Source organism: Neotabrizicola shimadae, assembly GCF_019623905.1.
In the GTDB taxonomy this organism is placed as follows: domain Bacteria; phylum Pseudomonadota; class Alphaproteobacteria; order Rhodobacterales; family Rhodobacteraceae; genus Neotabrizicola; species Neotabrizicola shimadae.
The window spans coordinates 3,418,817-3,443,249 of the sequence record NZ_CP069370.1; the positions used below are offsets into that span (position 1 = coordinate 3,418,817).

Consider the following 24,433-nt stretch of genomic DNA (forward strand, 5'->3'; position numbering starts at 1 on the left):
CCTACAGCGCCGCCCCCCAGACGCGGAAGCGGCCCTGGCCCGTGACCTCACGTACCAGGCCGCGGGCGAACAGAAGGTCAAGGTTGCGCTGGACGGCGGCGCGGCTGGCGCCGGTCTCGGTTTCGGCCTGGGGGGCCGCCAGGGTGGGATGGGCCACCAACGCCGCGATCAGGCGGGCGGGGGTGCGGCCCTGCAGATCGGCCACGCCGGCCTGGGCACGGGCCTGCCAGGCGGCCAGCCGGTCCAGCGCCATCAGGGCGGAAAGCACGGCCCGGTGCGCGCCCGAGATCCAGCCGGCAAGCCGGCGGTCGGGGTCGCCCGTCACGGTCAGCGCGGTGACGCCCGTCAGCGACAGGGGCAGGAAGGGCAGCGCGCGGCCGGACCCGGCGGCGAGGCGCTGGCCCAGCACCGCCGCCTCGATCCCGGCCAGGTGCGCCGGCCTTTCGGTCAGGCCGCGCCAGAGATGGAAGGCCGCGCAGCCGCGGGTCACGGGAGAGAGAAGCTCGGTCTCGCGCAGGGCTTCGGCGACCTCATCGGCGAGTTGCGGGTCGGGGCGGCCCTCGCCGCCCAAGGTCTCGGCCAGCGCGGCAGCAAGGGGCGCGGGGCGGTTGGGCGCGGCCAGACGACGCGCGGCCCAGGCGGTGCGGATCAGCCCGTCACCGCCCTCGCCCACCGCGCCGACGCGATACGACAGCCAGAGCGCCAGCCGGTCAGAGGTCACACGATCACCGGTCCACCAGCTGAGAGCGGCGGCCTCGTCCAGCGCGATCCGCCCAAGGGCACCGGGGCCAGAGGCGCGCAGCCGTTCCGAAAGACGGCCGGCATCGAAGGCAAGCTCGGCCAGGTCGGAGGCGAGTGCCGCCTCGGCCGCGCGCCAGACCGGGGCGGCCTCAGGTCGGGGGCCTGCCCAGGGCGCCGCGCCGGGCGGTTCGTCTTCGGGCGGGGCGGGCAGGAACCACAGATCGGCTTCCTCTGCGTCTGCCGGGTCGAAGGGGTTGTGCAAGGGTTCGGGCCCCTGTCCCATGCCGCTGCCGCCTTTCCGATGTCTTGCGCATTATCGCCGGAAAACGGGCGGAGCCAATGGCCGGATGCGGGGCAAGACGGCGGCAGCGCGAGATGAAGCCTTCCCCGCGGGGAAGGTTTCGCCTTCAGGGCGCGACCTGGTCCAGCATCAGGCGCAGGGCCTGTTCCAGACGGGTGCGGTCGATGGCGGAAAAGTCGCGGTCGAGCCGGATGTCCAGCCGGCCTTTGGCTGCGATGCAGAGGCAGCGTTCATGGCGGCGGTCGAAGGTGAAGCTGGTCCTTGTGCCCGCCGCGGCGCGCGACGGGCGCGGGGCCGGCCGGATAGCCTGGCCGGCACCATCCTCCACGGCGCCGCACAGGCGGCGCAGCACATCGAGCTCGTCGGCAATGGAGCGGTTGTCCCAATCCGCAAGCTCGGCACGGATGGCCATGGCCAGGCCTTCGACCTCTTCCAGGCGGCGGGCCAGCGTCAGGCCAAGGGAACGGGGAATTTCCTGCGGGTAGAGCAGGGCCTTGTCCAGCCGCCGCACGATGGTCATGAAGCTGCGGATATAGCTGCGCTTCTGATAGCTGGCGGATTTGTACAGGACGGCCACGGCCCTTTCGGGATCGTCCTCGGAGGTGCCTGGGTCGGATGCGAAGTCCAGCGCCAGCATCGCCATTTCGGCGAAGGAGATGCCCTTGCGGACAAGGTTCTCGTCCACCATCCGGCGATAGAGCGCGTCGAGGTCGGCGCCGGGCTCGGTGACGGCGGCGGGAATGGCGCCATAGGCGGCGACATCGCCGGTCTCTTTCAGAAGCTCGCGGTAGGCCGAAAGGCGGCGGTAGCCCTGTATCAGATCGAAGTCGCCATCGGGTCGCGATTCCACCCGGATCGGGTTGGACAGGCCAAGCTCGGCGATGGAGGATTTGAGTTCGGAAAGCTCGAAATCGGGCACTTTCTTGCGGTCGCGCACCAGCTTGACCATGCAGATGCGGTCCAGGGCAACCGGCTGGACGACATAGGCGGCACGGTGTGGCGCGGCGGAGACCTTCCCCGCGGGGAAGGTGGCAGGCCCGCCCGTTGGTGGCGCCACGGAGAGGCGCATTTCAAGAGTTCCTCGCGGGTCGGGCATGGTGGTCTCCTGGCGGACTGGTGCGGGTCCAGATGGCCGGGAAACCGGTTTACGAAGGCTTTCACCGCCGCGCGCAGGGTGGGCGCCGGATGGGCGGGCGCGATCCGTCAGGGGGTGCGGATGGCGGCGATGTATTCGCCGAACAGTTCGCGCTCGCTGGTTATGTCGAGCTTGCGGTAGATCGAGAGGCGGTAGTTCTTCACCGTCCCGCGCGAAAGGCCAAGCTTGCGGGCGATCTCGATCACCGGGTAGCCCTGAAGCATCTTGAGCGCGACCTGCTGTTCGCGTTCCGACAGAAGGTCGACCATCTGGGGCGGAAGCCCGGATTCGCCGCCGAAGCCATGCGCGGTGCCGTCGGTCGTGACCTCGTCGCAATAGCCGCGCGGCGCGGGGCCGAAATCGGCCGGAAGTTGCGTGCGGCGCAGCGACATGCGGCCCGGCAGGTCGATGACGCAGGGGCCGCGCGCCGCGATGACGGCCAGCGCATCGGCCACGGCAGGATCGCGGCCGGTCACTTCGGCCCAGGATTGCGTTTCGAACACCGTCACCCCCTGGTGATCGACCAGCCGCAAGGGGCGGGGCTGGCCGATGGGCGAGCGTTCGGTGACGCTGCCGGCGGCGATGAAGGCGCTGATGTGCCGGCGATGCAGGGCGGCGAGCAGGGGGAAGATCTCGCGCACGCGGCGCATCTCGGCCGCGGTGAAGGCGCCTTTCGCACGGTCGAGGATCAGGGTGGGCGAGGCATTGCCGAAGGGCGGCAGGAACACCGCGATCTCGTCATAGATCGACATCGCGGTCAGGAACTCGCGGGCATAGAGGCTGCGGCCGATCCTGGTATCCATCTCGCGCAGGCGGAACACGCCGATCTCGCCCGACTGCATCCAGTGATTGTAGAAGGGGTCGAAGGCGTAGAAATGCTCGTAGTAGGCCATCATCGAGGTGGTGGGCTCGATGCGCGGCAGGATCAGATCGGGCGTGGTGGCGCGGGAGTAGCGCACCATCGCGGCCAGATCGTGCGGCACGGCCGCGCCAAGGATGGCAAGCAGGCAATCGTAGAAATCGGCGGCCCCGAGGCGGTCGATTGCCCTTGCTGTCAGCAGGGACAGGGTCGCCCCGTTGGACTGCGCCGCCATCTTCGGGTTCCGGGAAAGCTGGGTTCCCCGGCAGGGGAACGTCTTGGCGCGGGGGCGTCAAGCGGGAAGTGGGTCATGCGTGCCTGACCGCGGTCATGTGACCGCGGGCACGATTGCCAGCCCGGCGGGACCGGCCGCATCATCGGGGCGTACCGCCAGCAGGGAGAGAGCGATGGGCAAGACGGTGCGCCTTGGTGTGATTGGCCTGGGCAGCGTTTCGGAGAAGTACGTCCCCCATATCCGGGCGCTGAACCTTGAGGGCAACGACTGCGAGGTCATCATCGGCTGCGATGTCCGGCCGGGCAAGGCCGAGCGGGCGCGAGGCTGGGGCATCCCGGCATTTACCACCGACCATTCCGAGGTGATCAACCACCCCGATGTCGATGCCGTGGTGATCCTTACCGACATGCAGAGCCATGGCCGGATCACGCGCGAAGCCCTGCTGGCGGGCAAGCATGTGCTGGTTGAAAAGCCGATGTCGATGGACCTGAACGACGCGGCCGAGCTGGTGGCGCTCGCAAAGGTGTCGAAGGGGCATCTGGTCTGCGCGCCGCATGTGACACTGTCGCCGACCTATCAGGCGATGTGGCGGCACATCGCGGCGGGCGACATCGGGCGGCCCCTGTCGGCGCGCGGCATGTATGGCTGGGCGGGGCCGGACTGGGACCCGTTCTTCTATGAGCCGGGCGGCGGGCCGATGTATGACCTGGGCGTGTACAACGTGACGACGCTGACGGGGCTGATCGGTCCGGCGAAGCGGGTGATGGCGATGACCGGGATCGCCATTCCCGAACGCATCGTCAACAACCAGAAGATGACCGTCCGCACGGACGACAATTTCCAGCTGCTTCTGGATTTCGGCAACCAGTGCTTTGGCGTGGTGACGACCGGCTTCACCATCCAGCGCTATGACGTAGCGGGCATCGAGATCTATGGCAGCGACGGCACGATCAACATGCTGAGCGACGACTGGGATCCGCATGGCTACAAGCTGTGGCGCAATAAGGACGGGTTCTGGCAGGACCATACCGACCGCAACCGCTGGCGCTGGACGGACGGGATCCGCGACCTGATCCAGGCGATCCACGAGGGGCGCAAGCCGGTGAATTCGCCCGAACATGCCTATCATGTCCTGGAGATCATGGCGAAATCCATGGAATCGGGGCGGTTGGGGCAGGCGCTGCCGATCCTGTCCACCTTCACGCCGCCGCGGTTCGATGCCGTGGGGCAGCGGGTTGCGCCGCATCTGGACCACGCGCCGGAGATCTGAGCCATGGCCTACAAATCCTCGCCCCGCCCCGTCTTTGCCGGACCGACGCCGATCCCCTATCGCAGCGTGACGCGCCATATCTGGGGCGATGTGGCGGCGGGGCAGGTGGATGACTGGATCTATGTGTCGTCGGACAAGATCCACCAGCTGGTCTTCGGGCTGCCGCCGGGCGACGGGTTCCGCCATTCGGAGAGCTTTCGCACGGTCTTTGGCGCGGACGAGGTGCTGTATGTGCTGATGGGCACCATGGTGATGGCCAATCCCGAGACGGGCGAGGTTCATCTGGTGAAGCAGGGCGAGTCGGTGTTCTTCCAGAAGGACACCTGGCACCATGCCTGGGCCTGGGGGTCCGAGGAGTTGCGGGTGCTGGAGTATTTCGCGCCGCCACCCTCGACCGGCAGTTCGGGCGCCTATGCGCAGACCCGGCCCTATGTCTCGACGCCGCGCTATCAGCGCGACGAGCTGATCGGCCACTGGCCGGCGCGGCAGGCCGAGGCGAAGGCGCGGGCCACGATGAAGGTGCTGCGCGAGGAGGACCGGCTGTGGTCGCTGGATGCGGGCGATCCGCGGGTTCTGACGGGGATCATCGCCTCGACCGACCAGCTGACGGCGGGGTCGGTGCGGCTGAACCCCGGCGGGCGCAGCGGCACGCTGCGGCATGGCGGGGCGGCGGGGCTTTATGTGCTGAAGGGGCGGGTCAACATTCTGATCGACGATCCCGAGGCCTCGCCCGTGTGGTTCGAGCTGCATCCGCAGGACGGGTTCTATGTGCCGCCGGGCGCGGGATACCGCGCCTTCAACATGGGAGGCGAGCCGGCGGAATACCTGTTCGGCGTGGCGCCTCACTACCTGCCGGAAAGCTGATGCAGGCGCCCGCCCCCCTTCACCCCGGCCCGGAACCCGCCGCGCGTCATGCGGTGGGCATCGACGTGGGCGGGACGAAGATCGCGGGTGGCATTGTGGAGCTTGCCAGCGGGCGGGTGGTGTCGCGCCGGCAGCTGGCCACCGATTACCATCGCGGCGGCGAGCCGGTGCTGGCGGATGTGGCGGCGATGGCGGCGGGGCTGGTGGCCGAGGCTTCGGGGCAGGGGCTGGACCTGGCCGGCGTGGGCATCGGCGTGGCCGAACTTGTGGATGCCGGCGGCCGGGTCTTCAGCGACTACCGCATCAAGTGGCGGAACCTGGACGTCGCGGGGGCGATTGCCTCGGTCGTCGGTTCCCGGCCGGTCGGTCTTGACGCAGACGTGCGAGCGGCGGCCCTGGCGGAGGCCCTGTATGGGGCGGGCCGGGGCGTAGAGGATTTCTATTACGTCACCATCGGCACCGGCGTCAGCGGCGTGCTGGTCCAGGGTGGGCGGCCCTATGCCGGATCGCGCGGGGCGGCTCTGGTCATCGCCAACGGCCAGACCCGGCTGCGTTGCCGGGCCTGCGGGCAGATCACCACCACCATTGCCGAAGACATCGCCTCGGGCCCCGGGCTTGCCGCGGCCTGGGGCAAGGGCGACAAGGCCGAGGAGGTGCTGGCCGCGGCGGAGGCCGGCGATGCCGCGGCGGTCGAGGTGATCGACGCGGCAACCCAGGATCTGGGGCGCATCCTGGCGCTCTTGGCCAACAGTCTGGACCCGGCGCGGATCGTTCTGGGCGGCGGGCTTGGCTCGGCGCCCGGCATCTATTTCGAAGCCCTGTGCAACGCGGTGCGCGCCGGGCTTTGGCACGAGGACAGCCGCGACCTGCCCATCATGAGGTCGTTCATCGGCCCGGACGCCGGCCTGATCGGTGCGGCGGCATCCATCCATCACCAAGAGCCGTCGAAACGGCCAATGCAGATCACATGAAACAGAGAGGGAGACGCAGATGGCTTTTCAAGTGAGTATCCCCGGCGGTTCGTTCAGCCGCAGGGGCTTCCTTCGCGGCACGGCGGCCACGGCCGGTGCCCTGATGCTTCCGGGTCGCCTGATGGCGCAGGATTTGGGCCCGCTGGTGGAATGGCTGCCGGGCGGATCGCCGCTGTTTTGCGAGATTCACACGGGGCTGCTGGCGGGCTTTGCCGAGCGCGGCGGGTTTTCGGCATCGGAAACCGTCTGCGGCCTGGGCCAGAACACCGAGTTCAACCAGTCTCTGATCGGCGCCATCGCCTCGGGCAACCCGCCCGACATCTCGATGCTGTGGGACAGCCCGGTTTCGCTTGGCGCGCAGGGCGCCTTCATGCCGCTGGACGAGATGATGAAGGGATCGACGATCCCGCTGGAAACCTGGCCGGGCGGGCTTCTGGCCTCGTGCCAGTTCCGGGGCGTGACCTATGGCCTGCCGGTGACGGCCGGCATCTATACCATGTGGTTCAACCAGGACATGTTCGAGGCGAAGGGCATCCCCACGGATCGGGCGTCCTTCCCCAAGACCTGGGACGAGATGCGCAAACTGTCGAAGGAGTTCACCGTCTGGGATGGCGACTACCTGCAGGTTGCGGGCTTTGTGCCGCCGCGCGCGGTGGAGCCGATGGCCGTCTGGTCGGCGTTGAACGGCGGCAAGCTGTATGACGCGGCGAACCTGAAATACATGCTGGACAGCGAGCAGAACATCGAGATGTTCAACTACTTCCTCGACTGGCTGAACGAGGAGTACAAGGGCGACGTGAACCTGATCGACCGGTCGGGCAACTTCACCGATGGCTATCCCAACACGACAACGGGCATGGGCCCGGCCTTCCGGGAATCGCGGCTGGCGGGGATGCAGTCGGGAAGCTGGCTGATGGGCGATTTCTACAGCGACCCGGTGCCGAACTTCCAGCGGTGGGATCTGGCGGCGCATCCCGTCGGCCCTTCGGGATCGGCGACGGCAGCGGGCATCTGGCCGAACTGGTTTGTGATTCCGGTGGGGTCGAAGAACCCGCAGGCGGCTTTCGACTATCTGGCCTACCTGTCGGTCGAGGGCGTGGTGAAGTGGTACGAGCAGATCCCCGACGTGCCGACCAACAGCCAGGTGAAGGCAAAGCCGCCGGCCAGCCTTGTCGAACGGCGCGGACAGGAGTTCGCCGACAGCGCCAGCGCCTTCCTGCAAGAGCAGGCCTCGATCGTGACGCCGATGTGGGATTCGCCGGTACAGGGTTTTGCGACCGACCAGATGACCCGGGCGGTGGAGAAGATCTACACCAAGGCCGCCACCCCGGCCGAGGCTCTGGCCGAAGCGCAATCGGCCTGCCAGACCGAGCTTGAGCGGGTGCTGGCGGGCTGATGGCCGACAGCGGCGAGATCGCCGCCGGGGCAACCCTGCCCCGGCGCAGGCGCAAGGCCGGTCGGGCCGAAGCCAGGGCGGGCGTGCTGTTCGCCCTGCCCTGGATCATTGCGCTGGTGGTCTTTACCCTGGTTCCGCTGATCCTGACCTTTGTGATCGCGCAGACAAAGTTCCAGATCATCGGCCTTCCCACCTGGGTCGGGCTGGCGAATTACGAGGCCATGCTGAAGGACCCTGCGGTCTGGACCTCGGCCAGGAACTCGGCGCTGTATGCGGTGCTCTCGGTGCCGATCAAGCTGGTATTGGCGCTGATCCTGGCGCTGCTCTTGAACCGGGTAACGCGGTTGGCCGGGTTTTACCGGACGGTGTTCTATCTGCCCTTCCTGATGCCTGCCGTATCGGGGGCCATCGTGTTCATGCTCTTGCTGTCGCCCACCGGCGGGCCGGTCAACCTGATCCTGGGGGCGCTTGGCTTTGACGCGCCGGACTGGCTGCGCGACCCCTCGGTCGCCCTGTGGACGCTGGTGCTTCTGAGCCTGTGGCCGCTTGGCGTGGAGACGCTGGTGTTTCTGGGCGGGCTGCAGAACATCCCCAGGGACGTGCAGGAGGCGGCCGAGCTGGACAGCCCGAAGGCCTGGCACCGGCTGGTCTGGATCACCTTGCCGCTGATCACGCCGATGATCCTGTTCAACCTGGTGATCGGGATCATCTCGTCCTTTCAGGTCTTCGTGCAGGCCATCGTCATCGGCGGCACCACGGGCACGCCTGCGGAATCCACGCTGATGTACATGGTCGTGCTGTACCGGGCGGCCTTCCGCTATTTCAACATCGGCTATGCCGCTGCCATGGCGACGGTGCTGTTCGTCGTGGTGCTGCTCTTGACGCTGCTGGTGTTCCGCACGGCCCGGTCCTGGGTGTATTACGAAGGGGAAAGCCGATGACCGCACCGCCCTTGGCAGCCCGCCGCAAGCCGCCCCGCAAGACAGTGGCGCGGATCGTCTATCACGCGGTGATGCTGACGGTTTCGGCGATCTTCCTGCTGCCGTTCTACTGGATGGTGGTTTCCGCCTTCAAGAACAACGCCGAAATCTTCGCCCGGCCGATGCGGTGGTTTCCCGACCCGATCCGGTGGGAGAACGTGGCCGACCTGTTCACCCGGCCGGATTTCCCGTTTCTGCAGCAATTCCTGAACTCGTGCTTCTATGCCGGCATGGTGGCGATCGGCACCTGCCTGTCCTGTTCGCTGGCGGCCTATTCCTTCGGATGCCTGCGCTGGCGGGGGCGCAATCTGGTGTTCGGCCTGACGATCTGCGCGCTGCTGATCCCGCCCATCGTCACCTTCCTGCCGGTGTTCCTGGGCTGGTCGAAGCTGGGGCTGAAAGACAGCTACTGGCCGCTGATCGCGCCCTATTTCCTGGGGGATGCCTTCTATATCTTCATGCTGCGCCAGTTCTTCCTGGGCGTCCCGCGTGAGCTGATGGACGCGGCCCGGCTGGACGGCGCGTCGGAGTTCCGCATCTGGTGGCAGATCGTGCTGCCGCAGGTGAAGTCGGCGCTGGTCATCGTTGGGCTGTTCGCCTTTGTCTACACCTGGCACGAGTTCTTCACGCCGCTGATCTACCTGCAGAACCGCGAGGACTTTCCGCTGTCGGTCGGGCTGTTCACCTTCCGGTCGCAGCGCGCCGCGGAATGGTCGATGGCGATGATGGGCGCGACCTTTACCGCGCTGCCGCTGCTGGTGCTGTTCCTGTTCACCCAACGCTTCTTCCGGCAGGGGCTGGCGACCAAGGGGTTCTGATGAGGATGAAACCGCAATGAGTTCGGTCACCCTGTCCGGTGTGCGCAAGCTGTACGGCATCCACGAGGTCATCAAGGGCATTGATCTTGCGATAGAGGACCGCGAGTTCGTGGTCTTTGTCGGCCCTTCCGGCTGCGGCAAGTCCACGCTTCTGCGCATGATCGCGGGGCTGGAGGATGTGGATTATGGCAACGTCATGATCGGCGCGCGCGACGTGACCGAACTGGCGCCCGCGCGGCGCGGTGTGGCGATGGTGTTCCAGAACTATGCGCTGTACCCGCACATGTCGGCCTATGACAACCTGGCCTATGGGTTGCGGCGGGCCGGCATGACGGCGGCAGAGGTGGACCGGCGGGTGCGCGACGCCTCGGCCATGTTGCAGATCACCGAGCTGCTGGGCCGGCGGCCAAAGGCCATGTCGGGCGGCCAGCGCCAGCGGGTGGCCATCGGCCGGGCCATCGTGCGCCAGCCCGAGGTCTTTCTGTTCGACGAGCCCCTGTCGAACCTGGACGCGGCGCTTCGGGTCGAGATGCGGACGCAGATCGCGCGGCTGCACCATGAGTTGAAGGCGACAATGATCTTCGTCACGCATGACCAGGTCGAGGCGATGACGCTGGCCGACAGGATCGTGGTGCTGAACGGCGGGCGGATCGAGCAGGTGGGCACCCCGCGCGAGGTCTATCACCGGCCCGCCAACCTGTTCGTGGCGGGTTTCATCGGCAGCCCGGCGATCAACCTTCTCAAGGCCGAGGTGCTTGACAGGGAGGATGCCGCGCTGCGGTTGCGTCTGGCGGGCGAGGTGGAATGCCGGCTGCCGGGAGCCTGGACCGGCGTAGGCGCCGGCGACCGCGTGACCCTTGGCCTGCGCCCGGAGCGGTTGCGCCCGGCCAGCGGCGCCGGGCCGCTCCTGTCCGGCGTGGTCACGTTGGCCGAGCATCTGGGCGGCGAGACGATCCTGCACCTGGACGGCCCGCAGGGCCGGCTGACCGTGAAGGTGCCCGGCGAGAGCCCCCAGGGGATCGGCGACCGGGTGGAGGTCGCACTTGACCTGACAGAAGCGATCCTGTTCGACTCGGGCGGCCAGCGCATCGGCTGACCGGCCGCGCTGTCACGCTTGCAAGATGCCCGCGCCTTGAAACCTGAAGCGCCGGTGCAGCCCAAGGCCGAGACCGTTGTACCATCGGCGGGGCCTCGTTTGCCTTTCTGTCGGCCATTGCGGATCAGCGCAGGCCAAGTCGCTGCAGATGGCCCTGGATATGTGCGAAGCCCTCGCGGTACACCGCCTCGGGGCTTTCCGCGAAGTCACGCCAGACCTTTGTGGCGGCGGCAAGATCGGGAAGGCCGCGACCGAAGGATTCGATCGTCAGCCAGTCGTCATAGCCGATGTCGCGGATTGCCTGGAATGTCTGGTCCCAGGGGATGTTGCCGCGGCCTGGAACGCCCCGGTCATTTTCCGAAATGTGGATATGGACCACTGTATCGCGGTGCTCGACAAGCGCGGCGATGGGGTCAGCTTCTTCGATATTGGCGTGGAAGGTGTCGTACATCGCCCGGATGTTCGGGTGACCGACCTTGCGGACAAAAGCCGACAGGTCGGCCATGGTGTTCAGCAGATAGCATTCGAACCGGTTCAGGGCTTCGAGCCCCACGGTCACGCCGACACTGGCCGCGTGGGTGCCGATCTCGCGCTGGCTGTCGACGGCGCGCGACAATTCGTCCGCCGTGGGGCCCTGGCCCGAGAACTGGCCCAGGACGGAGTGAAGCGGGCCCGAGACCCGGTCGGCGCCCAACTCGGCCGTGCAATCGAGAACCCAACGCATCCGGTCCACTGCGGCCCGCCGGACGGCCGCGTCCGGCGAGATCAGGTCAAGCGCAGGATCGCCAAGCGCCGACACAGCCGTGCGCGCCAGTCCCAGACGATCCAGCATATGTCCGAGTGCGGCATAGTCCTGCGGCGTTCCCTCGAAGACCGGAATCTCGACACCGTCGAAGCCCGTCGCGCGGATGTCCGCCAGAAGCGGCTCGTGCCCGGCCTCGAGCCGCGTCGTCCACAGGAACATGCACATTCCGATCTTCATCGCGCCACTCCTGTCTTCATCTGGCCGTGCCTGGAAGCATGATCCACTCAAGCTCCAAGGCGATCCGCCTGGGTTCAAAGCCCGCCCTGCTGCATCGCCCCGGCCGGCCGCGGCAGCCGATCACGCGCACCGGAAACGGCCTCTTGCAGAACTCACTATCATGCAGCGCCAGCAGAAGCGCCATGCGGTTGGTCCCTTCGCGCCATTCGATCTTCTGGTCATGTTCCCACGGATCGCGCGCTCATGGCGGTCCAAGGCTGCCAGCGCGGAGCGATTCCGGCGAAGCAGGCGGGAAGCTCTGTCGGCACGCCGGGAAAGGTATCCAGGTCTTCGACGTGCTTCCCGGCCATCAGGCCATGATTTGGCCCTTCACTCTCCCAGAAGGTCGGTCGCCGGGTTTTCGCCGATCTCGACATCGGCATAGTACTTCTGCGCCTGCACGGCCGAGCGGTGCAGCGACAGCTGCATGGCGGCGGCCAGGGGCGCGCCGTCCAGCGCGGCCTGGGTCAGGAAGCCCGACCGCAGCCCGTGCGGCGAGGCGAAATCCTCCGGCAGGCCGGCGAGTTTCAGCCGGTGGCGCAGGATGATGCGCAGCGCATCGGGGGCCAGGCGGCGGGACAGCAGTCGGTCTGCGGTCGAGACGGGGCGGAACAGCGGGCCTTCTGTCAGGCCCGTCACTTCCAGCCAGTGTACCACGGCGCGCGCGGCGCGGCCCTTCAGCGGCAGGCGCGGGGCCTGGTCCTTCTTCGTGGTCTTGGTCTGCAACAGGCGGATCCAGACCAGTCCGCGCGCGACGAACTCGTCCCGGCCGATGTCCTCGACATTCAGCGCCGTCACCTCGGATCGCCGGCGCCCGCCGCTGGCGAAGGCCAGCATCAGCATGGCGCGGTCGCGCAGGCCGCGGTGGGTGGCATCGCAGGTGGCGATCAGCGCCTCCAGCACGTCGCGCGTCACGGGTTTGGGCGATTTCGGGACGCGGGGTTTCGCATTGGCGCGGCGGGCCTTCTGGCGGGCCTGGCTCACCAGCGGCCGCGAGAAAGGCGAGACCAGATTCCGCATCCGGTGGAACGCCTGCCAGCTTGCGATGCGGCGGTCCAGCGTGGCGGGCGCCGGGCAGGCGAGGTCACGCCGCAGGCCGATAGCGATCAGTTCCATCGCCACGTCCTGGGCCGCGCCGGGCCGATCGGTCAGTTCCTGCGCATGGTCCAGCACAAAGCGCAGGGCGACCGTCTCGTCCTCGGGCCAGGCGAGCGGCTGACCGAAGGCGGCCATCTTCCAGGCGGCTATGTACGCCAGGTCCCTTTCCCAGGCGCGCAGCGTGTTGGCCGGTGTTCCCCGCCGGTAAAGCTCGGTCAGCGCCGCCTCGTCGGCGGCGGAAAGCTGGGCGTAACCGGGCAGGGCGAGCGTGGTCATCGCGGTCCAGTGAACAGGGCAAGAGGCAGGGATGTAAAGGGCGCAGGACTGGTCAGGCGCCTTGCCCGACGCTCAGCCGTTTGCGAATGGTGGCCGCCGTCGCCTGATAGTGATCGCGCAGCAGGCGGCAGGCGAGGTCCGGATCCCGCGCCAGGGTGGCATCGGCAATCGCGGCATGTTCCGCCACCACGTTCCGGTCCGACCGCCCGCTTCCGCTGGTGAGGATCGGCAGGCGGTAACGGTCGGTGGCCAGGTAGAGCTGTTCGAAGAAATCCAGCATCCAGTGCGAGCCGCAAGCCGCCAGCAGCGCGCGGTGAAAGGCGTGGTGCCGCGCCTCCAGCTCCCAGACATCTGCCCCCTGCCCCTGACGCTCGGCCTGCAGGCGCAGGGCATAGGTGGCCGCCACGATCTGCGCCGCCCAGGCGTCATCGCCACGAAGGATCGACAGGCGCAGCGCCTCGGTCTCGACCAGCAGCCGGGCCTGCAGCGCATCCTCGAACTCGGCCAGCGACAGATCCGACACCTTGAACCCGCGCAGCGATTCGGCCTTGACCAGCCGCTCGCCAAGCAGCCGGCTCAGCGCCTCGCGCAGCGGAGAAAAGCCCATGTCATACCGCGCCGAAAGATCGGCCATCTTCAGCGCGCTGCCGGGCGCGATTTCGCCCCGAACGATGGCGTTCCTCAAGGACTGATAGGCCGTTTCGGCAAGGGTCATGGGGCACCTTTCGGAATGACTATAGAATGGGCGGTGGTGGATGCAAACGACAGATTTTCGAAAATCCTTGTTGCTTGCGAAAGCAACTTCCGTCAGCATGGCGGCAGTTCCAGGGCCGTAGAGGAGATGAGAATGTCCGGCAGCCGCGAAAACCACCGCGAGGATGTGATCGGCCGCGCCAATGTCGAGGATACGCCAGAGCTTCTGGCCTATTACGACGAGCTTGATCGCCACTCGGCGGGCGCCCTGTGGACCGTGGCCAACAAGATCGAACCCTGGCAACCGAAAAGCCAGTCCGTGCCCGTGGTCTGGCGCTACAGGGACCTGCGCGAACATGTGCTGCGCTCTGTCCAGCTGGTGACGCCGGAAAAGGCGGGGCGGCGGGTGATCTACCTGAACAACCCCGGCCGCACGGATGTGTCGGCGGCGGTCGGCTGGATCTATGCCGGATTGCAGGTGATGAACCCCGGCGAGGTCGCCTCGGCCCACCGCCATTCGGCCAGCGCGATCCGCTTCATCATGGAAGGGTCGGGCGCCTATACCGTGGTCGATGGCCACAAGATGACGCTTGGCGCCAACGATTTCGTGCTGACGCCGAACGGCACCTGGCACGAACACGGCGTTTCCGCCGATGGCACCACCTGCCTGTGGCAGGACGGGCTGGACATTCCCTTCGTCAATGCGATGGAGGCGAACTTCTACGAGGTTCACCCCGACCTGTCGCAGGCGGTGGGCTACGCGGTCGATGACATGACCAAGACCTGGGGCAATGCCGGGCTGACCCCGGCCGGGCAGCGCTGGTCCAAAGGCTATAGCCCGATGTTCAAGTATGAATGGGCGCCCACCTACGAGGCGCTTGGCAAATTTGCACAGTGCACCGACGGCTCCCCCTTCGACGGGGTCATGATGGAATACGTGAACCCGGCGACGAACGGGCCGGTGATGCAGACCCTGGGTGCCTCGATGCAGATGTTGCGACCGGGCGAGCACACGCGGGCGCACCGCCATACCGGCAGCTACCTGTACCACGTCGCAAAGGGTCGGGGACATTCCATCATCAATGGCAAGCGGTTCGACTGGCAGGAGCGTGACATCTTCTGCGTGCCGTCCTGGGCCTGGCACGAGCATGTGAACGGATCGGCCAGCGACGACGCCTGCCTGTTCTGCCTGAACGACCTGCCGGTGATGCGCGCGCTTGGCCTGTATCGGGAAGAAGCCTTTGGCGACAACGGCGGCCACCAGCCGCTTGTGTAAGGAACGGAAATGAAACTTGTGACCTATCGCGCGGGGATCGAAGCCCCCGCCCGTCTTGGCGTGTTGCGGGACGACCGGGTGATCGACGCGGCCCTGCTGGGCGCGGCGTATGGCGAGGCCCTGCCCGACACCATGCTGGACCTGATCGACGCCGGTGCGCCGGCCCTTGCCGTCCTGCGCGATCTGCTGGCGAAACCGGGAATGCCGCCGGTGGGCACCTCGCAACCGCTGGCAAATGTGCGCCTGCTGGCCCCGATCCCGCGGCCCCGCAAGAACATCTTCGGCATCGGCCTGAACTACGTGGAACATGTCGAGGAAAGCGCCCGCAGCCTGGACACATCCAAGGACCTGCCGAAACAGCCGGTGATCTTCTCGAAGCCGCCGACCACGGTGATCGGGCCGGGCGAAGGAATCGAGCACAACAGCCGCCTGACCCGGCAACTGGACTGGGAGGTCGAGCTTGCCGTGATCCTGGGGACCACGGCGCGGCGCGTCACCAAGGAACGGGCGCTGGATCACGTCTTCGGCTATTCGGTGATGATCGACGTGTCCGCCCGTGACAACCGTCGCGCGGGGCAGTGGATCTATTCCAAGGGGATGGACACTTTCGCCCCCTTCGGCCCCTGCATCGTGACGGCCGACGAGATCCCGGATCCGCAGGTGCTGGACCTGTGGCTGACGGTCAACGGCGTGGAAAAGCAACGTTCGAACACCCGGCACATGCTGTTCAAGGTGGATGACCTGATCGCCGACATCAGCCAGGGCATCACTCTGGAACCCGGCGACATCATCGCCTCGGGCACACCCCAGGGCGTGGGCGCGGGGCGTGACCCGCAGGAATGGCTGTGGCCCGGCGACGTGGTGGTGGCCTGCGTGGAAGGCATCGGCACGATCCGTCATCCCGTCGTGAACGCCACGCCCGACTGACCTTTTTTTCCGTTCCATCCGGCCGGTTCACGTGTTGCCCGTTGCAGGGCGGTCCGGCCGCTCCCCCAAGGCAAGGAGCCGCAGATGACCCCGTTCAAGGTCGCCGTCGTGCAGATGGCCTCTGTTCCCGCCGATCCGCTGGCCACGGCCGGGGCCGCCGCCAACCGGCTGCGCGAGGCCGCGGCGGAAGGCGCCCGGTTGGTGGTGTTTCCCGAGGCGCTGATCGGCGGTTATCCAAAGGGCGCCAGCTTCGGCGCGCCCATCGGGATGCGCAAGCCCGAGGGCCGCGCCGCCTTTGCCCGCTATCATGCCGCAGCCATCGACCTGGACGGACCAGAGGTCGCCTGCCTGGCCGAAGCCGCGCGCGATACCGGTGCCTTTGCCGTCGTCGGCGTGATCGAACGGGACGGGGCCACGCTTTACTGCTCGGTGCTGTACTTCGACGGCGCTAAGGGGCTGGTCGGCAAGCACCGCAAGCTGATGCCCACGGCCGCCGAAAGGCTGATCTGGGGCTTTGGCGACGGATCGACGATGCCGGTCTTCCGCACCGATTTCGGCACGGTCGGCGCGGTGATCTGCTGGGAAAACTACATGCCGGCCCTGCGGATGCACATGTACCATCAAGGCGTGACCCTGTACTGCGCACCCACGGCCGACGACCGCGACACCTGGCTGCCCACCATGCAGCATATCGCGATGGAGGGTCGGACCTTCGTTCTGACCGCCTGCCAGTACATCACCCGCGCGGCCTTCGGGCCAGACCACGAGAGCGCCCTGGGCGACGACCCGGACCGGGTGATGATGCGCGGCGGCTCTGCCATCCTTGGCCCGCTGGGGCAGGTGCTGGCGGGGCCGGATTTCAGCGGCGAGACGGTGCTTTATGCCACGCTCGACCCGTCCGAAGTGATGAAGGCTAAGTACGATTTCGACGTGACGGGCCACTATGCCCGGCCCGACGTTTTCCAGCTGACGGTGGACACCCGCGCCAAACCGGCGGTGCGCGAGATCTGATGCGCTACGACCTGTCCGCTGTTCCCGAACCCATCGCCTACAAGCTGCTGGCGGCCACTGTCATTCCGCGCCCCATCGCCTGGGTGGTGACGCAGGATGCCGAAGGCCGGCTGAACGCGGCGCCGTTCAGCTTCTTCAACGTCATGGGGTCTGCGCCGCCCACCGTGGCGCTTGGCATCCTGGCCGATCCGGCGCGGGGGCTGAAGGATACGGCGCAGGCTATCCTGGACACCGGCGAGTTCGTGGTGAACCTTGTGCCGGAACGGCTGGTGCAGGCGATGAACCTGACCTCGATCGATGCGCCGCGCGGCGTGAACGAGCTGGAGCTGGCCGGTCTTGCCACCCTGCCCTCGGACAGCGTGGCCCCGCCCCGCATCGCCGAAAGCCCGGTCGCCTTTGAATGCCGGCTGCATACCTCGGTCGAGACCGGGCCGAACCAGGTGGTGGTGATCGGCCAGGTCACCACGGTGCATATCGAGGACCGCTTCCTGCTGGATCCGGTGCGCGCCCATGTGGACACCGACGCGCTGGACCTTGTGGCGCGATCCTTCGGCGCGGGCTACATCCGCAGCCACGACACGTTCCAGCTGGCCCGCCCGACCTGGGCGAACCGCAGCCGCTGATCCCGCGTCCCGGCCTCAGCCCCGGTAGTCGCGCCCGGCGCGACCGCTGATCTTGGCGCGCAGGTCGGGTGCCAGTTCGTCCGGGTCCACGGCACCGATGATGATGCCATAGCGGCGCGACTTGCCCCGCATCCCCAGGATCTCGTCATGAGAGATCGCCGTGCGCTGCGCCGGCCGCCGCGCCCAGTCGAAGAGCATCCGCTCCAGCCGCTCGATTTCCGCCTCGTGGCCGGGCAGCTTGCCCAGATCGACAAGCTCCTGCGGGTCCGTCTCCAGGTCAAAGAGCATGGGCCGGAAACCGCCCTCGGCATGGATGAACTTGTAGCGCCCGTCGAAGACCATGAAGAGCCGCGCCTCGTTCGGGCCAAGCCCGAGATTGCCGGCCAGCGCCATCGCGGAATAGTCGTATTCGCTGAACACCGCCTCGCGCCAGCCCGTCACCGGCTCGCCGTGCAGGAAGGGCGCCAGCGACCGGCCCTCCAGCACATGCGCCGGGGGCACGCCACCCATCGCCTCGACGAAGGTGGGCGCCAGGTCGATGGCTTCCACCAGCGCATCGCAGACGGTGCCGCGGGTCCTGTCGGCCTCGGGCCTGGGATCGTAGACGATAAGCGGAATGCGCACCGAAGGGTCGTGGAACAGGTCCTTCTCGCCCATCCAGTGATCGCCCAGATAGTCGCCGTGGTCCGAGGTCAGCACGATCATCGTGTCGTCCATCCGGCCACTGGCCTGCAGGTAATCCAGCAGCTTGCCGAACTGATCGTCGCATTGGGCGACAAGGCCCATGTAGGCCGGGATCACCGACAACCGCACGTCATCGCGCGAAAAGGCCTGGCCCGGCTGGTTGTTCATGAAGGCGTTGAAGACCGGGTGGGGGTCATCCCGTTCGGCCATGTCGCGCACGGGGGGCACCACATCGTCCGGCCCGTACAGGTCGTGCCAGGGCGCGGGAACGATATAGGGCCAGTGCGGCTTGATATAGGACAGATGGCACAGCCAGGGCGCTCCGCCCTTGTGGCCTTCGATGAAGGCCATGGCCTGCCGCGTCAGCCAGGGGGTCTCGCTGTCTTCCTCGCGGATGTTCGCCGGCTCCGCCGCGTTCTTCAAAAGCCAGCCGGATGCCAGGTCGCCGTTCTCGTCGATGCCGGAATTGGCGTTGCTGTGCCAGGGATTGTGACCCTCATAGCCCTGCTGGCGCAGCCATTCGTTATAGGGCGACCGCTTGCTGTCATAAAATCCCTCGGGCCCCTCGGCGACCAGGCCATCGTCCCGGATCCAGACGTCAAAGCCGCAATCCGCGACCCGCGCGCCGATCACGCTGTCGGGGGACAGGCCAAGGCGGGCCATGCCCTCGGCATCGGCGCGCATGTGGGTCTTTCCCACCAGCCAGCTTTCCACTCCCAGACGGCGCAGATGATCGCCCAGCGTCGCCTCGCCGACCTTCAGCGGAAAGTTGTTCCAGGCCGCGCCATGCGAATGGACATAGCGGCCGGTGTAAAAGCTCATCCGGCTGGCGCCGCAAACGGGCGATTGCACATAGGCCCGGCTGAACCTGACCCCCATCGCCGCCAGGCGGTCGAAGTTGGGGGTCTTCATCGTGGGGTGGCCAGCACAAGACAGGTAGTCGTGCCGAAGCTGGTCATACATGACGAAAAGAATGTTACGGATCTGGCCCATGACATTTCGACCTTTGTTCAGCGGCTCATCAGGTCCGGCAGGAAGGTGGCGATGGGGGGAAAGAACAGCACTGCCAGAAGCCCAAGCATCATCGCAATCACGAAGGGCCAGACACCGCGGAAGGCGGTTCCAAGGCTGATGTCGCCGATGGTGGCCTTGACGACAAAGACGTTCAGCCCCACCGGCGGCGTGATCAGACCCATCTCGACCGTGATCACCGCAACGATCCCGAACCAGATCATGTCCACGCCCATCGGCTTCAGGATCGTGGCAAAGATCGGGATGGTCAGGATCAGCATCGACAAGCTGTCGAAGATGCAGCCCATGATCAGATAGATCACGCAGATCGCGATGACGATGCCGATGGGGTTGATTTCAAGCGAGATCAGCCAGTTCGAGATCGACCCCGTGAACCCCGCAAGGTTCACGAAATTGGCGAAGATCACCGCGCCGAACGAGATGACGAAGATCATCCCGGTCGTCACGCCCGTCTCGATCAGGCTGTCGCGCAGCGCGGCAAAGCCCAGCTTGCCCCGCGCGATGGCAAAGGCCGCCGCAGCGGCAACGCCGATGCCGGCCGCCTCGGTCGGGGTGAACAGGCCGCCGTAGATGCCGCCGATGATGATGACGAAGATCAGCACCACACCCCAGACCTTGGCCAGCAGGCGGAACCGTTCGGGCCAGGCGATCCGGTCGCCGCGCGGCCCGCGTTCGGGGTGGCGGGCGACCGTGACGGCGACAGCGATCGAAAACAGGAGGATCAGCAGGATGCCCGGAAGGATGCCGGCAATGAACAGCTTGGCGATGTCGGTCTCGGCCAGGATGCCATAGATCACCATCGGCACCGAAGGCGGGATCATGATCCCCAGCGTTCCCCCTGCCGCGATGGCGCCCGCCGAAAGCGAGTCGTCATAGCGATAGCGCCGCATGGAGGGCATGGCGACGCGCGAGATGGTGGCGGCCGTCGCCAGCGACGAGCCGCAGACCGCGCCGAAGCCCCCGCAGGCCACCACGGTGCCCATGGCCAGGCCACCGCGGAAGTGGCCGACGAAGGCGTTTGCCGCGTCGTACAGCTCTTGCGCCAGTTGGCTGCGGTGAATGAAGGCGCCCATCAGCACGAACAGCGGGATCACCGTCATGCTGTAGGCGGTGACCTGGTCGTACATCTGCTGGCCGGTCATCACGAGCGCACCGTTGATTGCGCGGGCGTTGAACTCCAGCCCCGCATCGCCCCAGGATACCAGCGCCTGCCCCACCATGTCGGCGCGCACATAGGCAAAGCCCACAAGGCCAACCAGCATCAGGGCAAAGCCAAGCGGAACGCCCAGGAAGATCAGCGCCAGCAGCACGGCGAATCCGATCAGCGAAACGATCATTCCAAAGACCCCCGGGCGGCATGGGCGTCCCGGTCAAGACCGGCAAGCGCGCGCACAAGCAGGACCGTTGTCACAAGGCAGGACAGCCAGGCCAGCACGGCCATGGCGCCGGCAAAGGGCCAGATGGGGATGTAAAGCGAGCCCGTCGTGGCCCCCGACCCCTGCACGATCCCGGCCTGCACGGACATGCGCCACCCGATGAAGGCCAGCGATCCGGCCGAGATCAGCAGCACCGCGATGCGGTGCCAGCGCCGCGAAGGTCCTTGCAGATTGTCTGTCAGCAGCCCGATGGTCAGGTGGTTTTCGGCCCGGCTGGCCAGCGGCAGCGAGGCGAATACGGTCATGCCCATCAGCAGTTCCGAAATTTCATATCCGCCGCGCAGCGGGGCGTTCAGGAAATAGCGCCCCGCCACGTCGATGACGGTGATCCCGACCATGGCGAGCAGGCAGAGGCTGATGACCAGCTCCAGAAACCGTTCGATCCAGGTCCAGATCACCGCCATGGCTCAGTTTCCGGCCGCGACCTTGGCCTGTTCGGCAAGATAGAAGTCCAGCGCCGCCTGGCCGTCGATGCCAAGCGGGCTCACAGCGGAAAACCAGGCGTCGCGCACCGGGCCGAAGGCGGTTTCCAGCTCTGCGACGAAGGCATCCGAAGCCGGCACGATCGGCACGCCCTTGTCGATGGCGCGCTGGCGTGCCGCGGCCTCCTTCGCATCGCCGCCTGCCGTGCGCCGCGAGATGGCCTCGCCCGAAACAGCGCGGATCTTCTCCTGATCCTCGGGGCTGATCGTGCCCCAGACATCGGACCGGACATAGATCGCAAAGGCCGGGGCAAAGACATGGCCTGGAATCTCTGTCGCGGCGCCGGCGTATTCGATGACGTTGAAGACTTCGAGCGATTCAAAGTTGATGCAGCAGAAGGCATCCACCACGCCACCCGAGATGATCTCGTGCATCCGCACCGCTGGCCCGGGCGACACCACGGCGCCGGCCGCCGTCAGCGCCTCGGCCGGGATGCCTGGCAGCGACCACATCTTCACGCCCTGAAGCGAGGCGATGCTCTCGAACGGCTCCTTCTTCATGTTGATCAGGCTGTTGCCCGGCGTCGTCACAAGGCCCAGAAGCTCCACGTCCTTCAGGCCGTTCTTGCCCTTGAAGAACTGGTCATAGGTCCGCCACAGCGCCACCGAGGTCGGTACGTCGCCGAAATAGGTCATCGGCAGCAGCGGAAGTTGCAGCTCGGGGTTGGACTCCCGCAGGAAGCCAACCATCTGGAACCCGCCATCCATCACGCCCTGCTGCACCGAGTTCAGGATTTCCGGCGGCGGCGCCAGTGATGAGTCGGGCACCGTGAACTTCACGCGACCCTCGGTCACGGTCTCGATATCGGTGATCCAGGGCTTGATGACATCGGTCCACAGTGAATCGTTCGGCGCAAGGAAGTTGTTGAAAACAATGGTGGTATCGGCGGCGGCCGGTCCGGCCGCCAGGATAGCCGCGGAAAGAAGTCCGCCCTTCAGCATCGACATCGTCCTACTCCCGTGTTGCGCGGACCCGGCCGCTTGATGTTTATATGTATAACGGGTTAAACAATAACACGTTATAGAGTCAAGTTCGACGGATGCAGGTTTCAATGTCAGACACCCCTGGTTCCCCCCCTCAGTTGCGCGGATTCGAGGCATCGCTGCCCATTGCCCTGCTGCGCGCCCGCCACGCGACCGCGCACAAGTTCAAGCGGCACACCGATGCCGAAGGACTGACCCAGCCCCAATGGCGTGTCCTGCGGGCACTGGCGGCGGGCGAACCCCTTGATGTCAGTACGATTTCTGATCGGTGCGTCCTGATGCAGCCCTCGGTCTCGCGGCTGTTGAAGGGTCTGGTCGAACGCGGGCTGATCGAGAATGTCGAAGGGACCGACGCGCGCCGCCGGCTTCTTGCGCTGACGCCCAAGGGGCGGGCACTTTTTGAAAGGGTCGCGATGATCTCGGAGGCGGTGTATCGCGACATCGAGTCGGTCTATGGACGGGAAGACCTGCAGCGGCTGGTGGAGATGCTGGTCCGCCTGCGCGAAGTGGCCGAGTCGCTGCCCGATCTGCCGCGTGTCATGCCGGACCTGCCGCCGGGGAAGAGGTGACATGGCAAAGGCGGACATGATCCTTTCGGCTGCGCGGGTCCTGACGCTGGACCCGGCCCGCCCGGTGGCCGAAGCGGTCGCGGTGGGAGGCGGCCGGATCCTGGCGGTGGGCCGCGCGGACGAGATGGAGCCGCTGGTCGGTCCCCTGACACGACACCATGTCCTGGCCGGAAAGACGCTGCTGCCGGGCCTGATCGACAGCCACACCCACGGGCTGTGGGGCGCCTGCCAGCAGCTTTACCAGATCTTCCTTGGCCTGAGCGCCGAGGTCGGCGCGGTGCTGGAAGCCATCGCGGCCCGGGCGCAGGACTGGCCCGCCGACAGCTGGATCATCGCCGGCGCCTGGCGGCCGAACGAACGGCCCGCACTGGGCCCCTGTCCGCGGCTGCTGCTGGACCGGGTGGCGAACGGGCGGCCCGTGGTCGTGAAGGATGCCACCTACCATAACTTCTGGCTCAACTCTGCGGCGCTGCGCGCGGCAGGGATCGGGCCTGCAACCCCCGACCCTGCGGGCGGCACCATCGAACGGGATGAGACGGGCGAGCCGACCGGCATCCTGATCGAAACGGCGGGGGCACTGATCCAGCGGTTCCTTGACCCGTCGGCCGATCAGCTGGACCGGGCGGCGCGCCACATGGCCGGCTTGTTCCACAGCCTTGGCCTGACCGGGTTCAAGGAGCCGATGGCCTTTGCCCCGGAGCTGCGGGCCTATGCCGGAGCCGACCTGGCGGGCGAGCTGAACCTGCATGTGGCGGCCCATCTGACCCGCTTTTCGCCCGCCTCCGAGGATTGGGTGCCGATGGAGGATCTGGCCCGGCTGCGCCGGGACCACGTGGCGCCGCACCTGCACACCGGCTTTGCCAAACTGTTCCTGGACGGCGTGCCGATCGCGCGCACCGCGGCCTTCATCGACCCTTATCCGGGGGAAGATCCGGCCGGCCATGACCCCGAGCGTCACCTGCTGATCGCGCCCGACCGGCTTTGCGATGAGCTGGTTGCGCTGGACCGGGCCGGATTGACAGTGAAGATGCACGCCGTGGGCGACCGGGCGGTGCGGGCAGGGCTGGACGCCATCGCGGCCGCCCGGCGGGCCAACGGGTTTTCCGGCCTGCGGCACGAGATTGCCCATGCCAATTTCATCCATCCCGACGACCTGCCGCGCTTTGCCGCGCTTCAGGCGGTGGCCGAGGTGTCTCCGCGGTTGTGGATGCCCAACCCTGTGACGGCGGGGCAGCGGGCGGTGCTGGGGGATGCGCGGGTCGAGACCTGCCATCCCGTGCGGAGCCTGCGCGCGGCAGGCGCCGAGGTGGTCTACGGGTCCGACTGGCCAGCCGCCGTTCCGGATGCCAATCCCTGGATCGGCCTTGTCGGGATGATCACGCGGCGCGACCCGTCGGGCCGATTCCCCGGCAGCGTGGGCGCCGCCGAGGCGATCCCGCTGGCCGAGGCGCTGCCGATCTTTACCGTCAACGGCGCGCGCGCCTTGGGGCTGGAGGGGTTGACCGGGGTGATCCGAGCGGGGGCGAGCGCGGACATGGTGGTGCTGGACGAAGGCCTGGACACCATGCCGCCCGAAGAGATTGCCGCAATCCGGCCGGCCGCGACCCTGTTTGAGGGCCGCGTGGTGCACGGCGGGCTTTAGCCCTGCGGTGTCC

General features: G+C 67.0%; 23 protein-coding genes. 13 read left to right on the plus strand and 10 right to left on the minus strand.

Annotation, left to right across the window (positions count from 1 at the left end; translation table 11 throughout):
• Position 1 precedes the first annotated feature (1 nt).
• From JO391_RS16585 to JO391_RS16595, 3 genes are all read right to left on the minus strand, one after another.
• A complete protein-coding gene (locus JO391_RS16585; RefSeq protein ID WP_220661548.1) occupies positions 2-1,024 on the minus strand; it encodes a DUF1403 family protein in 1,023 nt (340 codons plus the stop codon).
• Between the two features lie 124 nt (positions 1,025-1,148).
• Positions 1,149-2,138 (minus strand): ParB/RepB/Spo0J family partition protein, encoded by a 990-nt coding sequence (locus tag JO391_RS16590; protein ID WP_220661549.1) that lies wholly within the window; start codon positions 2,136-2,138, stop codon positions 1,149-1,151.
• 107 nt (positions 2,139-2,245) lie between these two features.
• Positions 2,246-3,271, minus strand: coding sequence for a helix-turn-helix transcriptional regulator (locus JO391_RS16595; RefSeq protein ID WP_220661550.1), 1,026 nt, complete (start codon positions 3,269-3,271; stop codon positions 2,246-2,248).
• 172 nt (positions 3,272-3,443) lie between these two features.
• On the opposite strand from JO391_RS16595, the gene JO391_RS16600 reads away from it, so the two are divergent.
• From JO391_RS16600 to JO391_RS16630, 7 genes are read left to right on the plus strand one after another with little or no spacing between them, the layout of a single operon-like run.
• A complete protein-coding gene (locus tag JO391_RS16600) occupies positions 3,444-4,541 on the plus strand; it encodes a Gfo/Idh/MocA family protein (protein WP_220661551.1) in 1,098 nt (365 codons plus the stop codon).
• Positions 4,542-4,544: 3 nt separating this feature from the next.
• Complete coding sequence (locus JO391_RS16605; RefSeq protein ID WP_220661552.1) at positions 4,545-5,405, plus strand: cupin domain-containing protein; 861 nt, start codon at positions 4,545-4,547, stop codon at positions 5,403-5,405.
• Positions 5,405-6,376, plus strand: coding sequence for an ROK family protein (locus JO391_RS16610; RefSeq protein WP_220661553.1), 972 nt, complete (start codon positions 5,405-5,407; stop codon positions 6,374-6,376). The genes JO391_RS16605 and JO391_RS16610 overlap by 1 nt, the downstream gene beginning before the upstream one ends.
• A 19-nt stretch (positions 6,377-6,395) precedes the next feature.
• Positions 6,396-7,772 carry a substrate-binding domain-containing protein gene (locus JO391_RS16615; protein ID WP_220661554.1) on the plus strand — a complete coding sequence of 459 codons (1,377 nt, stop codon included), beginning with the start codon at positions 6,396-6,398 and terminating at the stop codon, positions 7,770-7,772.
• Entirely contained in the window at positions 7,772-8,713 is a 942-nt protein-coding gene (locus tag JO391_RS16620) for a carbohydrate ABC transporter permease (protein WP_220661555.1), read from the plus strand. Before JO391_RS16615 ends, JO391_RS16620 begins: the two co-directional genes overlap by 1 nt.
• Positions 8,710-9,570: a carbohydrate ABC transporter permease gene (locus tag JO391_RS16625; protein WP_220661556.1), complete on the plus strand. Its 861-nt coding sequence runs from the start codon at positions 8,710-8,712 to the stop codon at positions 9,568-9,570. Before JO391_RS16620 ends, JO391_RS16625 begins: the two co-directional genes overlap by 4 nt.
• A gap of 16 nt (positions 9,571-9,586) precedes the next feature.
• The gene (locus JO391_RS16630; RefSeq protein WP_220661557.1) at positions 9,587-10,666 is read left to right on the plus strand and encodes an ABC transporter ATP-binding protein; all 1,080 of its coding nucleotides are present in this window, start codon (positions 9,587-9,589) and stop codon (positions 10,664-10,666) included.
• A 124-nt stretch (positions 10,667-10,790) separates the two neighbouring features.
• Here JO391_RS16630 and JO391_RS16635 read toward each other — a convergent pair whose 3' ends face one another.
• The 3 genes from JO391_RS16635 to JO391_RS16645 all read right to left on the minus strand — a co-directional run bounded on the left by JO391_RS16635 (position 10,791) and on the right by JO391_RS16645 (position 13,776).
• Positions 10,791-11,648, minus strand: a complete 858-nt coding sequence (locus tag JO391_RS16635; RefSeq protein WP_220661558.1) for a sugar phosphate isomerase/epimerase family protein — start codon at positions 11,646-11,648, stop codon at positions 10,791-10,793.
• A 369-nt stretch (positions 11,649-12,017) separates the two neighbouring features.
• Complete coding sequence (locus JO391_RS16640; protein WP_220661559.1) at positions 12,018-13,061, minus strand: tyrosine-type recombinase/integrase; 1,044 nt, start codon at positions 13,059-13,061, stop codon at positions 12,018-12,020.
• 52 nt (positions 13,062-13,113) lie between these two features.
• The gene (locus JO391_RS16645; RefSeq protein WP_220661560.1) at positions 13,114-13,776 is read right to left on the minus strand and encodes an FCD domain-containing protein; all 663 of its coding nucleotides are present in this window, start codon (positions 13,774-13,776) and stop codon (positions 13,114-13,116) included.
• Positions 13,777-13,908: 132 nt separating this feature from the next.
• Here JO391_RS16645 and JO391_RS16650 point away from each other — a divergent pair, with 132 nt between their 5' ends.
• The 4 genes from JO391_RS16650 to JO391_RS16665 all read left to right on the plus strand — a co-directional run bounded on the left by JO391_RS16650 (position 13,909) and on the right by JO391_RS16665 (position 17,591).
• On the plus strand, positions 13,909-15,030 hold the full coding sequence (locus tag JO391_RS16650) for a cupin domain-containing protein (protein WP_220661561.1): 1,122 nt from the start codon (positions 13,909-13,911) through the stop codon (positions 15,028-15,030).
• Between the two features lie 9 nt (positions 15,031-15,039).
• Entirely contained in the window at positions 15,040-15,957 is a 918-nt protein-coding gene (locus JO391_RS16655) for a fumarylacetoacetate hydrolase family protein (RefSeq protein ID WP_220661562.1), read from the plus strand.
• An 84-nt stretch (positions 15,958-16,041) separates the two neighbouring features.
• On the plus strand, positions 16,042-16,968 hold the full coding sequence (locus JO391_RS16660) for a carbon-nitrogen hydrolase family protein (protein ID WP_220661563.1): 927 nt from the start codon (positions 16,042-16,044) through the stop codon (positions 16,966-16,968).
• Complete coding sequence (locus JO391_RS16665) at positions 16,968-17,591, plus strand: flavin reductase family protein (RefSeq protein WP_220661564.1); 624 nt, start codon at positions 16,968-16,970, stop codon at positions 17,589-17,591. The genes JO391_RS16660 and JO391_RS16665 overlap by 1 nt, the downstream gene beginning before the upstream one ends.
• A 15-nt stretch (positions 17,592-17,606) precedes the next feature.
• On the opposite strand, the gene JO391_RS16670 is transcribed toward JO391_RS16665, so the two are convergent.
• Genes JO391_RS16670 through dctP form a run of 4 tightly spaced genes read right to left on the minus strand, consistent with a single transcriptional unit; the run spans position 17,607 to position 22,173 of the window.
• Positions 17,607-19,268 (minus strand): alkaline phosphatase family protein, encoded by a 1,662-nt coding sequence (locus JO391_RS16670; protein WP_220661565.1) that lies wholly within the window; start codon positions 19,266-19,268, stop codon positions 17,607-17,609.
• A 17-nt stretch (positions 19,269-19,285) separates the two neighbouring features.
• Positions 19,286-20,644 (minus strand): TRAP transporter large permease, encoded by a 1,359-nt coding sequence (locus tag JO391_RS16675; RefSeq protein ID WP_220661566.1) that lies wholly within the window; start codon positions 20,642-20,644, stop codon positions 19,286-19,288.
• Positions 20,641-21,147, minus strand: a complete 507-nt coding sequence (locus JO391_RS16680; protein ID WP_220661567.1) for a TRAP transporter small permease — start codon at positions 21,145-21,147, stop codon at positions 20,641-20,643. Before JO391_RS16680 ends, JO391_RS16675 begins: the two co-directional genes overlap by 4 nt.
• Before the next feature lie 3 nt (positions 21,148-21,150).
• Positions 21,151-22,173, minus strand: a complete 1,023-nt coding sequence (gene dctP / locus JO391_RS16685; RefSeq protein WP_220661568.1) for a TRAP transporter substrate-binding protein DctP — start codon at positions 22,171-22,173, stop codon at positions 21,151-21,153.
• Between the two features lie 104 nt (positions 22,174-22,277).
• Between dctP and JO391_RS16690 the strand changes: the two genes are divergently transcribed.
• Together JO391_RS16690 and JO391_RS16695 are read left to right on the plus strand one after the other, a co-directional pair.
• Positions 22,278-22,778 (plus strand): MarR family transcriptional regulator, encoded by a 501-nt coding sequence (locus JO391_RS16690; RefSeq protein ID WP_220661569.1) that lies wholly within the window; start codon positions 22,278-22,280, stop codon positions 22,776-22,778.
• A 1-nt stretch (position 22,779) separates the two neighbouring features.
• Positions 22,780-24,420, plus strand: a complete 1,641-nt coding sequence (locus tag JO391_RS16695) for an amidohydrolase (protein WP_220661570.1) — start codon at positions 22,780-22,782, stop codon at positions 24,418-24,420.
• Positions 24,421-24,433: the final 13 nt, after the last annotated feature.

What these genes read in the sequence shown, in the direction of transcription:
- JO391_RS16585 (WP_220661548.1), bottom strand. Translation starts at nt 1,024, where the DNA reads ATGGGACAGGGGCCCGAACCCTTGCACAACCCCTTCGACCCGGCAGAC.
- JO391_RS16590 (WP_220661549.1), bottom strand. Translation starts at nt 2,138, where the DNA reads ATGCCCGACCCGCGAGGAACTCTTGAAATGCGCCTCTCCGTGGCGCCA.
- JO391_RS16595 (WP_220661550.1), bottom strand. Translation starts at nt 3,271, where the DNA reads ATGGCGGCGCAGTCCAACGGGGCGACCCTGTCCCTGCTGACAGCAAGG.
- JO391_RS16600 (WP_220661551.1), top strand. Translation starts at nt 3,444, where the DNA reads ATGGGCAAGACGGTGCGCCTTGGTGTGATTGGCCTGGGCAGCGTTTCG.
- JO391_RS16605 (WP_220661552.1), top strand. Translation starts at nt 4,545, where the DNA reads ATGGCCTACAAATCCTCGCCCCGCCCCGTCTTTGCCGGACCGACGCCG.
- JO391_RS16610 (WP_220661553.1), top strand. Translation starts at nt 5,405, where the DNA reads ATGCAGGCGCCCGCCCCCCTTCACCCCGGCCCGGAACCCGCCGCGCGT.
- JO391_RS16615 (WP_220661554.1), top strand. Translation starts at nt 6,396, where the DNA reads ATGGCTTTTCAAGTGAGTATCCCCGGCGGTTCGTTCAGCCGCAGGGGC.
- JO391_RS16620 (WP_220661555.1), top strand. Translation starts at nt 7,772, where the DNA reads ATGGCCGACAGCGGCGAGATCGCCGCCGGGGCAACCCTGCCCCGGCGC.
- JO391_RS16625 (WP_220661556.1), top strand. Translation starts at nt 8,710, where the DNA reads ATGACCGCACCGCCCTTGGCAGCCCGCCGCAAGCCGCCCCGCAAGACA.
- JO391_RS16630 (WP_220661557.1), top strand. Translation starts at nt 9,587, where the DNA reads ATGAGTTCGGTCACCCTGTCCGGTGTGCGCAAGCTGTACGGCATCCAC.
- JO391_RS16635 (WP_220661558.1), bottom strand. Translation starts at nt 11,648, where the DNA reads ATGAAGATCGGAATGTGCATGTTCCTGTGGACGACGCGGCTCGAGGCC.
- JO391_RS16640 (WP_220661559.1), bottom strand. Translation starts at nt 13,061, where the DNA reads ATGACCACGCTCGCCCTGCCCGGTTACGCCCAGCTTTCCGCCGCCGAC.
- JO391_RS16645 (WP_220661560.1), bottom strand. Translation starts at nt 13,776, where the DNA reads ATGACCCTTGCCGAAACGGCCTATCAGTCCTTGAGGAACGCCATCGTT.
- JO391_RS16650 (WP_220661561.1), top strand. Translation starts at nt 13,909, where the DNA reads ATGTCCGGCAGCCGCGAAAACCACCGCGAGGATGTGATCGGCCGCGCC.
- JO391_RS16655 (WP_220661562.1), top strand. Translation starts at nt 15,040, where the DNA reads ATGAAACTTGTGACCTATCGCGCGGGGATCGAAGCCCCCGCCCGTCTT.
- JO391_RS16660 (WP_220661563.1), top strand. Translation starts at nt 16,042, where the DNA reads ATGACCCCGTTCAAGGTCGCCGTCGTGCAGATGGCCTCTGTTCCCGCC.
- JO391_RS16665 (WP_220661564.1), top strand. Translation starts at nt 16,968, where the DNA reads ATGCGCTACGACCTGTCCGCTGTTCCCGAACCCATCGCCTACAAGCTG.
- JO391_RS16670 (WP_220661565.1), bottom strand. Translation starts at nt 19,268, where the DNA reads ATGGGCCAGATCCGTAACATTCTTTTCGTCATGTATGACCAGCTTCGG.
- JO391_RS16675 (WP_220661566.1), bottom strand. Translation starts at nt 20,644, where the DNA reads ATGATCGTTTCGCTGATCGGATTCGCCGTGCTGCTGGCGCTGATCTTC.
- JO391_RS16680 (WP_220661567.1), bottom strand. Translation starts at nt 21,147, where the DNA reads ATGGCGGTGATCTGGACCTGGATCGAACGGTTTCTGGAGCTGGTCATC.
- dctP (WP_220661568.1), bottom strand. Translation starts at nt 22,173, where the DNA reads ATGTCGATGCTGAAGGGCGGACTTCTTTCCGCGGCTATCCTGGCGGCC.
- JO391_RS16690 (WP_220661569.1), top strand. Translation starts at nt 22,278, where the DNA reads ATGTCAGACACCCCTGGTTCCCCCCCTCAGTTGCGCGGATTCGAGGCA.
- JO391_RS16695 (WP_220661570.1), top strand. Translation starts at nt 22,780, where the DNA reads ATGGCAAAGGCGGACATGATCCTTTCGGCTGCGCGGGTCCTGACGCTG.